At 43.2% G+C, this 12,247-nt stretch carries 11 protein-coding genes and 1 pseudogene; 6 read left to right on the top strand and 6 right to left on the bottom strand.

Annotated elements, in window-relative coordinates; all coding sequences use genetic code 11:
• Positions 1-153: 153 nt before the first annotated feature.
• Positions 154-798, bottom strand: coding sequence for a hypothetical protein (locus tag ACED53_RS21460; protein WP_017098767.1), 645 nt, complete (start codon positions 796-798; stop codon positions 154-156).
• Complete coding sequence (locus ACED53_RS21455) at positions 798-1,337, bottom strand: TIR domain-containing protein (protein ID WP_102580033.1); 540 nt, start codon at positions 1,335-1,337, stop codon at positions 798-800. The genes ACED53_RS21460 and ACED53_RS21455 overlap by 1 nt, the downstream gene beginning before the upstream one ends.
• A gap of 665 nt (positions 1,338-2,002) precedes the next feature.
• Between ACED53_RS21455 and ACED53_RS21450 the strand changes: the two are divergent.
• The 4 genes and pseudogenes from ACED53_RS21450 to ACED53_RS21435 all read left to right on the top strand — a co-directional run.
• Positions 2,003-2,199, top strand: a pseudogene (locus tag ACED53_RS21450) (IS110 family transposase); the annotation flags it as partial.
• A gap of 136 nt (positions 2,200-2,335) precedes the next feature.
• Positions 2,336-3,235, top strand: coding sequence for a homocysteine S-methyltransferase family protein (locus ACED53_RS21445; protein ID WP_029224006.1), 900 nt, complete (start codon positions 2,336-2,338; stop codon positions 3,233-3,235).
• Between the two features lie 113 nt (positions 3,236-3,348).
• A complete protein-coding gene (locus ACED53_RS21440; protein ID WP_029225420.1) occupies positions 3,349-4,359 on the top strand; it encodes a Gfo/Idh/MocA family protein in 1,011 nt (336 codons plus the stop codon).
• A 9-nt stretch (positions 4,360-4,368) separates the two neighbouring features.
• Positions 4,369-5,877: an SgrR family transcriptional regulator gene (locus ACED53_RS21435; RefSeq protein ID WP_017100454.1), complete on the top strand. Its 1,509-nt coding sequence runs from the start codon at positions 4,369-4,371 to the stop codon at positions 5,875-5,877.
• On the opposite strand, the gene ACED53_RS21430 is transcribed toward ACED53_RS21435, so the two are convergent.
• Positions 5,878-7,329 carry a glutathione synthase gene (locus ACED53_RS21430; protein WP_017100455.1) on the bottom strand — a complete coding sequence of 484 codons (1,452 nt, stop codon included), beginning with the start codon at positions 7,327-7,329 and terminating at the stop codon, positions 5,878-5,880.
• Positions 7,330-7,465: 136 nt separating this feature from the next.
• Positions 7,466-8,401, bottom strand: a complete 936-nt coding sequence (locus ACED53_RS21425) for a LysR substrate-binding domain-containing protein (protein WP_017100456.1) — start codon at positions 8,399-8,401, stop codon at positions 7,466-7,468.
• A 120-nt stretch (positions 8,402-8,521) separates the two neighbouring features.
• Between ACED53_RS21425 and add the strand changes: the two genes are divergently transcribed.
• Complete coding sequence (add, locus tag ACED53_RS21420) at positions 8,522-9,520, top strand: adenosine deaminase (RefSeq protein WP_017100457.1); 999 nt, start codon at positions 8,522-8,524, stop codon at positions 9,518-9,520.
• 331 nt (positions 9,521-9,851) lie between these two features.
• Complete coding sequence (locus tag ACED53_RS21415) at positions 9,852-10,427, top strand: sugar O-acetyltransferase (protein ID WP_017100458.1); 576 nt, start codon at positions 9,852-9,854, stop codon at positions 10,425-10,427.
• Between the two features lie 101 nt (positions 10,428-10,528).
• Here the strand turns inward: ACED53_RS21415 and ACED53_RS21410 are convergent, their stop codons facing one another.
• Together ACED53_RS21410 and ACED53_RS21405 are read right to left on the bottom strand one after the other, a co-directional pair.
• Positions 10,529-11,368: a hypothetical protein gene (locus ACED53_RS21410; protein WP_017100459.1), complete on the bottom strand. Its 840-nt coding sequence runs from the start codon at positions 11,366-11,368 to the stop codon at positions 10,529-10,531.
• 56 nt (positions 11,369-11,424) lie between these two features.
• Positions 11,425-12,048, bottom strand: coding sequence for an HAD family phosphatase (locus ACED53_RS21405; protein WP_017100460.1), 624 nt, complete (start codon positions 12,046-12,048; stop codon positions 11,425-11,427).
• Positions 12,049-12,247: the final 199 nt, after the last annotated feature.

Genomic DNA, 12,247 nt, shown 5'->3' with positions numbered 1-12,247 from the left:
AAGCGATGTGCCCTTCAAATGCAATCGTACAATTTACTTAATAAAGTGGCTTCGGGCTTGCTCAACGCTCGGGATTTAGTGTTGGCTACGCAACACCTTAATCCTTATTTGTATGTTTGTCAGACTATATTTTTATTAAAGTTATCTAATATTTTATGCTTTTGAAATAATTTGATGCATTTTAATTCTGTATTGTATTAAACATGTATTGACGGCTTTTAAATCAACTACAAGTTCTTCATAATGTGGATAATCACATTGAATTTCTTGTGGTGTTTTTGATTCATTTTCCGGTAATACAGATACTCGTTCATACCAGCGTCTATACCTTGCTTGCCATTTGGTCAGATGTGGTCTGATACCGTTGTTCAACACTTCGATAGAAAGATTAATTATCTTTTCTGTATCTTTACGCCGAAAGTTTGAGACTGGAACATCTTTAACTAACTCTCGAGCAACAGAAAAAAATCCGTACCATGAACTATATACTTCAACAATGACATCATTATCATAATCTATCGGCAAACCGATTTTTCTTGTACTTAACTCAACCCAAATTTTATATGCAATTTGCATATCAACAAGATTAGGTCGTAGTTTTATTTTCTGATTACCAATGCCAATTTCAGCTTCATCTATTTCGAATGATTTAAACTTTCTCGAAATAAAGATTTGATAAAGAGCATAAACAACTATTAGAGCTAAAGCATATAAAATAATTTCACTATTAATTGAAAGGTTCATATTGAATTTTTCATCAATAGTGAAATTCAGTAGTTTTTCTGCTTTGTCACTCATTATGGGCAAGTTCGGTTATAAGAAAATTTTTCTCGAGGATTATCAATCCATTTCTTATGCGTACTTCTGCGCTTGAACGCAGAGTCTATTGCATTCTTTAATGTATCTTTTCTTGTAGGGTATTCAATCCACCTAGCATAACAGTCTTCTTGATCATCAGTTTGCTTCAAGTTTAAATTAAGTCTGTTTGGGAATGCGGTATTTTTAGAAAAACTTGGTAATTTAATTGCCAATACGCCATTTGGCGTTACAGTCTCTCCTGAACGTAATGAAGACTGCAGTTCCCAATCAACATATCGTCTTGCCCATGTGCACTTTCCTAGCAAAACAATAGTGACTGTAGAGTCCTTTAAATACAATTCTCTAATCCGACTCATTACATAATCTGTATCTTGACTATTAATAATATCAGGGCTCATTTCTGGACCTAATCCTCTAGAAATAAACACATCACGTTCATGATCAAATGTTCGAATAAAATCATCTACTTCATCTTGATCTTCATGATGATACGAAATAAAACACTTATGTCTTGCCATTTTATACTCCATTTCATTAACTACAATTTAAGATAAAAACATAACGCCTTGCTAAGTGGCTGATAACGCACACCTTACCTAAAGCAACGCACCTTAAACACAAAACTCATTGGAACCAAAACTGCCAAGCGTCAGAAGTCCATTTGAGCAATTTGTTAGTTTGCCTACTGTGACTAAGCCAAAGGCTGGGTGCCAAGGTGCTGAATTGGTTACCAAACTAATGAATTCGAGCGCATAAGTAAACCGAACCGTTCAAAACTCAAACCCCACCGACAAAACGCGCTTGGCTAAGAAGCAGCATGCGCTGATTTTCCACAGTTCAACAGGCTTCAAATAAGAGAGGATTCTTTCGGAAAACTAGAAAACCAAGTGCGCGGCTACCCCGCTTTACCGCGAAGTTTCAGCAACAAAGAAGAAGCGTAAATGATCGTTGAGAAAGAGAATTTAGTAAGCTATAAGGAAATGAATAACGCGTAATAGCTGAGACGAAAAACAACCCACGCGAGATGATAATTTCGATGAATGAACAGGCGTTTAGCTAGAGCACAGAACCAAGCTTTACACTTAAAATTCATTTCTGCACTTAGCAAACTAACGAATGACATGGATTCCCCCTACCGAGGATCTGCCACACTTATGTGGTACTTAAATGCACCAGAGACACCATGTCTAATTATTCTTATTTCTGCGGTATCAACCTAGCTAAAAACCACTTCAGTCTTCATGCCGTAGACCAAAATGGTAAGGTCATACTTCATAAGTCGGTAACTCGCTCTAAACTACTGACTACAATAGCAAAATGCCACTCATGCGTATAGGCGTTGAAGCGTGTGGTGGTGCACATTATCGGGAAAGGGTAATCTAAATTATGCCGTGGCTATTTCTAAAACAGTCCGACACCTTTTCTCGCTAACACAGGGTATTGATGGCTTCTGTCTGAGAAAATTGTCTGATATGGTGGCGGCAGAACTTCAGCAATTGTTTAGATAGTATTGAATATGAAAACACTAACCATACTTGATGGCGGCATGGGCCGAGAACTCAAAGAAATTGGCGCGCCATTTTCTCAACCACTCTGGAGTGCTCAAGCGCTGATTGAAGCACCCGAATTTGTCAGCCAAGCGCATCAAAACTTTGTCGATGCAGGTGCTGAAATCTTGATCACCAATAGCTACGCGTGTGTGCCCTTTCACTTAGGCGAAGAACTGTTCGAGCAACGAGGCTTTGAACTCGCAGCACTATCTGGCGAACTGGCTAAAGCAGTTGCAGACAATGCTCCCCACACAGTGAAAGTCGCGGGCGCGATTCCACCGCCATTTGGCAGCTACCGACCAGACTTATTTAAAGTCGAAGAAGCAGCGCCCATCATTCAAACGCTTTACGATGCCCAAGCCCCAAACATCGACCTTTGGATAGCAGAAACCATCTGTAGCCTGCAAGAATTCGAATCCATTCATGCGGTACTCAAGCAATCAAGCAAACCGTGTTACTACGCGTTCAGTTTGGAAGACACCAAGGGTGATTCTGCCAATATTCGTTCTGGCGAGAGCGTAACAGACGCCATCAAGCTTGCCTGCCAAGCAAACGCTACTGGCATAATGTTTAACTGCTCAGTGCCTGAAGTGATGGATCAAGCTATTATCGATGCTAAGCAAGTGATTGGTGAGCTAGGTAGTGATTTGGAAATTGGTGTCTACGCCAATAACTTTGCACCTATCAGCAGCGAACATGAAGCTAATGATATGCTTCAAGAGATACGTGAATTGGATGGCCAAGGTTATTTAGTTTACGCAAAACGCTGGCACGCGCTGGGAGCGAATATTATCGGTGGTTGCTGCGGTATTGGACCAAAACACATTCAAGCCCTAGCCGATTGGAAACGCCACACACAGAACTGATCCAGATCTTCAACTAGAATAAAATAAATAGAGAACAGGTTGAGAAATCTGTTCTCTATTTGTATGTGGCGTCTCTGAGTACACTGATACAAAACAACGATTTGGAGCAACTGATGAGCGACACGCAACGAAAAATTAAATGGGGTATCGCAGGGCTAGGCAATATCGCCAATCGATTCGCAACAGCTGTAACCGAGCACTGTCTGCATGGTGAATTGTATGCCGTTGCCGCAAGAGATCACTCACGCGCAGCTACGTTCGCCAATAAGTTTGGTTGCGACAAAGCTTATGGGTCTTATGAAACGATGGCGCAAGATCCAGATATTGAAGCAGTATACATCGCTACTGTTCATCCTTATCACAAGCCTTTAGCTGAACTGTTTCTAAGCCATAAAAAACACGTATTGGTCGAGAAGCCCGCTTTCACCAATCTTGATGATTGGCTGGAGATGAAAGCTCTCGCAAATCAAAATGGTGTGATGTTGCTAGAAGCGATGAAAACAGTGGTGTTTCCCGCGTATCGTGAGCTTCAATCATTTTTGGTCGACAACAACATTCAGATAGACTCAATCGAAGCCAGCTTTGGCAACCATCATGACTATGAGCCCGACTTGTTTATCTTCAATCCGGATTTGTCAGGCGGAGCAACGCTCGATGTTGGGGTCTATGGGCTTTGGTTCTTCTACGATTTGTGTCGAACGCTGGGTGTGAAACCTTCAAAACCTCAGGTAGAGATGTCGTGTCTGTATGAGGGCGCGAATGTCGATACCGATGCGTGCTTTACATTCTCTGGCGATATAAACGGTAAGATATCGGCATCAACAGTGCTGAACCTTCCCCGAACGGCACACTTGACTGGGCCTGATACCAAAATCACCATTCACGAAAAATGGTGGAATCCGGCCTTTATTGAGATTGAACATCAAGGGCAAAAATCGACCATCAACTGCCGAGTGACGGGGAATGGGTTCGAATTTGAAATCGACCATTTTTCAGGATTGGTGCTTCAAGGTAAAACTGAGTCGGATATCCTAAGCTCAGAGATAACCTCTCGAGTTCTCGATACGATGGAACAAGCACTGATTGACTCTGGCTATTCACATTTAACTCAACCTCGTCGTTAGGAAAGCAAATTGGGCAACCTTAAGCGCAAGCTTGAACTGTATGAAAAGATATTTCAGGCTTTTGGGCCTGGAGTATCGCATTGTCAGGTCAACCAACTGGCTACACTGCTGCATGTGAGTGAACGTCATGTTCAGACCTTAATAAAAGCGATGACAGCACAAGGTTGGATTGAGTGGCAAGCCAGCTCAGGCCGCAGCAAGAAAGCACAACTCACGTGTCTGGTTGAGCCCATTGAGGCGTGTTACCAATACACACAAACCCAAGCCGATGCGGGTAATATAGAACAGGTGTTTAGCACCTTAAGCTTCAATGGCCGCAATGCTAGCGCTGAGTTACAAGCCTTTCTAAGCAATACCAATCCGTCGGCGCAGAATATCGCGTACATCCCCTTTCACCGAGAACTCGAGGCTCTTCACCCTCAACGAGTACTTAGACGCACCGAACGCTTCTTAGTGATGCAAGTTTGCCAACGCCTTACCACCGTTCAGCACGGTAAACTCAGCGGCGATCTGGCTTATCATTGGCAGCCTAATGAAGATGCGACACAGTGGCAATTTCAGATTCGCAATGGTGTTCACTTTCATAACGGTCGAACACTCGAACCTCAAGACATAACGCGCAACCTAAACTCGCTCTGCCAAAGCAAAATATGGCGTCGCTGTTATCAGCATATTGATGAGGTCTCTGCCTCGGCAGGTAATGTGGTTGTCGTAAAATTAAATCAACCTGATTGGCATTTACCGCGCTTACTTTCCAGAGTTGAAGCCTCCGTCTTTGATCCCTCATCACCGGCTGATAGGCTGATTGGTTCTGGCGCGTTCTCATTAGACATATTCTCAAGCAAAATGTTGAGATTGACCCGTAATAGCGCCTATTCACACAGCACGCCGATTCTCAATCGAGTCGAGTTGTGGGTCTATCCAGAGTGGGCACAAAGCAAAGCCTGCGCTCAAAATCAGGTGTGTGTGAAACTGCCCGAAAAGACGACCACCGTGCGTGGCGATGACCATGCTTCCCAACCGGATTTCGGTTCAACGTTTTTCAAGGTTCAGAACCCAGCATTAACTAAATCAGTTCGTGAATTCACCGTTGAAGACACCTCTGAATGCCAAACCCTTTTCGAGCAGTTGTCAGTGTCTGGCGACAGCAAAACCAGCGTGGAATATGGACATTACCTAACGACTAAAGACGTCGCGCTATGCAGCATTATTGATGAGAACGACACCTTCACTTCGTGGTTAAGCTTCTTCAGTCGCTTCCCGTTTGAGGACTTAGCGCTGCCTGCTGAGATGCTAGAGAAAATCGAACAAGGCTTAGCCTCAATAAGAAACCAGCCCAACGTTGAGTTAGCGATGAATGCACTGTTGGAACTCAAGCATTGGTTGAATGACTCTGGGGTTGTGGTTGAGCTCAAGCAAGAGGCGTTCAACTTAGAGGTTTCTGAAAACATACACAGCGCGCAAGTCAATGGTTTCGGTTGGTGCGAACTCGACCAATTATGGATCAACCATTTGTAACTAATCAATCAACACCAACGAATCCAAAATCCCTTTACCGCTGTGGATTCCACCTTCGTTTTCGCTAGCAGGTTTACTGCGGATCAAGTATCCCGCATAACCATCAAGTTGAGTGACTGGCTTACCTTGGTAATAGACAGTGAACAAACCCACTTCGCTGACTAAGTCTGTCACCAGCATTTGTTGAGTGTCACGCACTGCAATGGTTGGTACGTCGCGTTCGTGTGGATACAAGCGCTGCATCAATGCCCATGCATCGTACTCTTCTGGTTTAAGTTGACTCAGTTGCTCGCTAATGTCGTCACCAAAGACACAATGGCCACCGCCCTCACCTTGGTTTTTCAACACCCACTCTTGCTTATCAGCTTGTGTGTTAAACCATTCAATCGATTCACTGGTGATAGGCTTCATATCGGCTAAAACACTCTTGACCAGTTCGGCTTCTTCTAGCGTTAAACCCCAACGTGCGTATTCAGATGCTGGCATCATGGTCAGCAGCATTTGCATGGTTTTGCTGGTCGCTAATTGTTGGCTGATGGTCGCGTTCATTGCGACATGGTGTTGTTCCATAAACACGCGCGTTTGGCTTAGTGTATGACAACAAACCGATTCGTTGAGTTCTGGTGCCCAGTAGTCTGAATACTGATAGCCCGCTCTTAGGTAGACCACATCGACAGCGCCGACATCTTGCAATAACAAACGTTGGTCATCACCCGATGAAAGCTGACAGCTCAGTTGTTCAAAAGTGCGACGAACCGTACGTACACCCTGCTTTTGCAGTTCAATTTCGAGTAGGTGTTGGTCGTAAACATTGTCTTCATTCTTTTGTACTACCATCAAGAATGTTGGCTTATCTGAATCATTAAAGTCAGCTCGCACTTTTCTTGCTGAAGTCGCAATACCATAAGCCAACTGCGTTAAGCCTTGGTTTTCAGCAGGAGTTGCAGATTTATCTTCAAGCCAGCTCTGATAAGTCTCAGGCCATTGATTATGCATGTAATCATGGAACTCTGTCGCTTTTTGCCCAAACGGAGCCATACCTGCAGCAATGCCATTAAACTCGATCACTTTCGCGCCATGTTGGCGATCATCCATAAAGTCAGTACGCATTAATAACAACGGTTGGCGAGCAGGATAAAGACGATGAGACACCTCGCCATGCGCTTGTTGATGCAGTTCCATCAAGCGACCAAAAAACGGATCAGCTTTGGCCATATCACTCAGTGATGACTGCAAGAAATCATGATCTTCGGAAACATTGCTGATTAACTTGGTGATCAGCGGTGTTACCTTCAACAAGTGTTCATACACCTCACGCTCCATAGTCATAGGAGCAATGCTGAAAGGACAATGCCTAGCGGTATTATCTGACTGGCGAAACGCAACACCGTGCATGATCGCCCACTCACACGCATCTTCAATAATTTGTTGTGGTAACCGTGGAATTGTCATCTCTCATCTTCCAAATAAAAATAGCACCCAGAATAAGACGAAGCTTAATTCCAAAAGACGAAATAAAACTGGATTTTTTATCAAACAACTACGTTTGTCTTATCTTTCAAAAGCTTGAATAGATTATACATCTCAATTATCGAGTCTGCTCAATGATCAGATCGCGCAACCATTTGTGGCTAGGTTCTGAATCGAAGTATTTATGCCACAACAGGAACAAGCCTCCCGGCACCAAATCAACCGGGACAGGCTTCATCACCAACTCTCCGCTATCAATGTAATCGCGAACCGAGTTGTATGGGTAACACATAAGTAAATCACTCTGCTTACACAGTTTAATGGCACTGGTGATGTCTGAAACATTAGCGGCTTTGTTGATTTCAAGCTGCTTTGAGTTAAGCACTTCCATCAATAACCAATCACCCGCACCACCCGTTACCAACTGTATGTGTCGATACTTCAAGAAGGTGTCGAGGTTCCACTCTTCTTGCAAGGCTGGGTGGTCATTGCGCATCAAACACACCGAGTAATCCAAGCACAGTTCCACGTAATCCAACTCGTCAGGGATACACTGGACATGGGTAGAAGCGCGCTCATCTAGCTCAAAGATGCCGATACCAAAATCCACCTCACGTTTCAGTAAGCGCTTGAAGCTGTCGCTGCTCCACGTTGAACTGTTGATGGTGATGTGCGGCGCATCGGCAAGTGCTGTCGGCATAAAATGCGGGTAAATCGCCGTGTACGCGGTTTCGACAAGGTCTATAGTAAAGGTACGCTCACTGTCTTTAGGGTCGAAAACTTCGGGAACAGTCAGCTTTTCGATCTGCAGTAGAATTTGGTGGATCTTAGGCGCTAACGCGAGTGCTTTGGGTGTTGGGAATAGACCCTTTGATTCACGCTCAAACAGCGGATCATCAAACAAAGCTCTGAGTTTAGTGAGCTGTTTACTTACCGCAGACTGGCTCAAAAAGAGTCGATCTGCCGTTTTACTCACACTTCGTTCTTCAATCAGAACGTGCAAGCAAAGCAGCAAATTCATATCGCATTTAAGTAAGCTTTTAACATCTACCATGATATTCCCTAAATTCAGGTTAATGATGATTAATTGTCACTTTAAATCATATCATTGTCTTGGTAAATTTAGCGCATGTGAGTTAAAACACTCAAAGAATAATAGAATTAAGGAATACTCATGGATTTTCTAGCACTACCAAAGATTGATTTACACTGCCACCTAGACGGAAGTGTTCGCCCAGATACGATTATTGACCTAGCAAAACAGTACAATATCGAACTACCTGAAGATCGCGACGCGGTTGTTCAATCTCTAACTGTGCCAGAAGATTGCAAAAACCTAGATGAGTATCTGGCTTGTTTCAGCCTGCCACTACAAGTAATGCAGACTGAAGAAGCGATTGAACGTATCTCTTTCGAGCTATACGAAGACGCTGCACTAGAAAACGTTAAGTACCTAGAAGTTCGCTTTGCGCCAATCCTACATGTGAACAAAGGTCTGTCTCTTGATACGATCATTGCAAGTGCAGTAAAAGGCATGAAGCGCGCTGAAGAGAAATACGACATCAAAGGCAACTACATCATGTCTGTGCTTCGTATGTTCCCTAAAGATTCTATCAAAGACGTAATCGACGCAGGCCAACCCTACCTAGGTAAAGGTGTTGTGGCGTTTGATATCGCAGGCGGCGAAAAGCCAGGCTTCTGTGCTGAATTCCCTGAATACACACAATACGCTCTTGAAAAAGGCTACCGCATTACCGTGCACGCTGGTGAGCAATGGCATGGTCAAAACGTTTACGATGCAGTGACAATGCTTGACGCTGAACGCATCGGCCACGGTGTTCACATCCAAGGTAACGAAGACGCATACAACATCGTTAAAGAGAAGCAAGTTGCGCTTGAAACTTGCCCAACAAGTAACGTTCAAACTAAATGTATTCACCAATTCAGCGACCACCCAATTGCTGAATTCAAGAAAGACGGCATCGTTGTTACGATCAACACAGACAACCGTACTGTGTCGAACACAACCATGACCAACGAAGTGAAGCGTGTGTGTGAAACATTCGGCCTAACAAAAGAAGACTACGTAGAGATCTACAAGTTCTCTGTAGAGAGCGCTTTTGCTTCAGACGAAGTGAAACAGCACCTAATGGGTTTCGTTGAGCAAATCTAACTTGTCAAAGCGCGCCTATGGCTGAATAGCTAGGCTCACTTAGCATTAGTGCTTAAAAGCACAAAATAGGAAGAGAAAGGCTGACGCTTTTCTCTTTTTTTATGCCTGAAAATCGCTAATCTTGCAGTATTCGTCATTTATACCAATCACAGTAAGTAAGTGATCATAAATAGCGCAGGAAAAAGGCTTAAGAACAAGGCAGAAATTTTCGATAAGTAGTTATTCTACAATCAAAATTTCTAACGCAGTTATTGAGCGTTTTAACCAGCTAGGATGACCAGTTATTTACTACGATTGGTATTAAACCGAGACTCTCGGAAAGTGGGCAAGCATGAGTAATACAAACGTTAAAACTGAACTAGAAAAGATGCTATCTGGGCAAGTATATGATGGTGCAGACCAAGAAATTGATACCATGCGTTCCAATGCCAGAAAGTCGCTAATGGCTTTCAACAACTACCAAGATCCAGACCAGCAACACACATTGCAAGAGCAGCTATTTGGTAAGGTTGGTAGTAGCAGCTTAATCCAGCCCCCTTTTCACTGTGAGTTTGGCAAAACCATTGAGATTGGCAACGACACCTTCATTAACATGAACGCAGTAATGCTAGATGGTGCGAGAATCAAAATTGGCAACAATGTTTTAATTGGACCAAGTGCCCAATTCTATACGCCATCACACTCCCTTGATTATCGTAGCCGCCGTAAATGGGAAACCTTCTGTTTACCAATAACAATCGAAGATGATGTGTGGGTTGGCGGAAACTCAGTCATCAACCAAGGCGTGACAATTGGGGCTCGTTCAGTGATTGCTGCGAACTCTGTGGTCAACAGCGATGTACCGCCAGACTGCCTATACGGTGGCACGCCGGCAAAACTGATTCGATATTTAAATACTGAACAATAAAGCTAAGTAGAAGAATAAAACGTATCAGTAGAATAAAGCTACTTAGAACAACGAATACAAAAAGAGGCGATGTTCACATGAAACATCACCTCTTTTTTTGATTAGTTAGACGTGTCTCTTCTATCGAATGGATTTCGTTCCATGGCCTTTTCATACTCACTTTTCGGGCTACTCAAGTACGTGGTTTTGACGAACTTTTCCCAATCAGAAAACAGCGATTCTATTGGTTGCTCTGTAAGTTGTGATGGATCACCATTGCTTTTAATGAGATAAACAAACGCCTCCTCCCCCCATGAACGTTCAATAAACTCACCGACCGTATAGCCAAGCTCATAAACAGCTGAGCTACTGTTTGGCATATGGTATAAATCCTGAACTAGCCCATCGAAACGGCGACTGATGGCAGTCCTGTTATTGACGTGAAACCAATAATCTTCAGATTTGTAGATAGCGATAGCTTCCCACAACCAACGCGGATTATTCGCAAAGTTCGGATTCACTTGCAGAGTCAGTAAATGTACGAACTCATGCAGTGCGGTTTTATGGATCTCACCACCAAAATAGAGCAGCCTAATTTCATTGCTTTTAGGGTCAATATACCCCGTAGAGAAAGCATATCGATACCCTATGCTCCGCTCCTGCTCATCCAAATAGGCTTTTTGGTTTCGCCATACTCTCACCGTTACGACCGGTATTGAATCAAGGCCGAAGCTTTTCATCAAAGGAGCCTGTTTGAGCAATAGCTCGTTGTGAATACTTGGAATTATCGAAGGTGAGGTTCCATCGTAAAGGACATACTTAAACTGCCCTTTATCTGATTCATAGCAATTATGACAGGGTTCTTCACCTTGCATCTGCAGCATTGCTGCCACAATAAGAACCAATCCAGATAAAGCGAGAACCAAAAAAGTGATCATTGATCTTACTGAGTATTTTTTCATCTTGTTAAACCCTTAGAAAGAAGAGTTAAATCGTTAACCCGAAATCATCAAATCCGTTAACGATTCAAATCAATACCCAGTGCAAGCAATTCTCTTTCACACTGAGACACATCACTAAACTGGATACCGGTAATACCTACAGCCTTAGCCCCTTCAACGTTATAGGGCATATCATCAATGAAGACGGTTTCTGAAGCTTCAAGCCCATTATTAGACAGCAGCGCTTGGTAAATCTCAGGCTGCGGTTTAAGCATGCCCAATTCAGCGGATACCGTTGCACCATCAAACAGTGGCCAAAACTCGTAGGTGGCTTTTAGGTACTCAACAATCTCAACCACGTTATCGGTTAACGCATACACAGCATAACCTGCTCGTTTTACTTGCTTGATGAGGTCAATAGAACCGTACAGTAAGATCTGCGTTTGCTTAACGTAATAGAACAGGCGCTCGCACTCTAATGAAGATAAATCTAACTCTTGTTGGTAGCGAAGTTTGGCTTCATTTTCGGTTAAGAACCCTTTGTTCAAATCCAACCAAATCGTACTTTGGAAAATTGAACGCGCTTGGGTTTCCAGATCATCAAGTTCCCCGAAAGTCAGGCGAGTAATTTCTAGCGGCGACCAACGTACAATCACATTGCCGACGTCAAACACCACATTTTTTATTTGATGAGAACTCATACCTTACTCCTGAATTATTCGCGTGAAATAACAACAACACCGACATTAAAAGCCGCACCTCAAAGTTCATAACCTTGTTTTACAAAATAAGGACTGAAATCACAATATGTCATCGAGCAGGTACGAAAAAGGCCATCATAAAAATTAATGCCGATCGTTTAAGAAGACTTGAACGATCTTGCAGTTAGCAGATAATCCC

It is taken from the genome of Vibrio sp. 1F169, from assembly GCF_041439605.1.
GTDB classification, from domain to species: domain Bacteria; phylum Pseudomonadota; class Gammaproteobacteria; order Enterobacterales; family Vibrionaceae; genus Vibrio; species Vibrio tasmaniensis_A.
The sequence above is the reverse complement of the archived record's forward strand: the minus strand, read 5'-3'. Positions and strand labels throughout refer to the sequence as shown.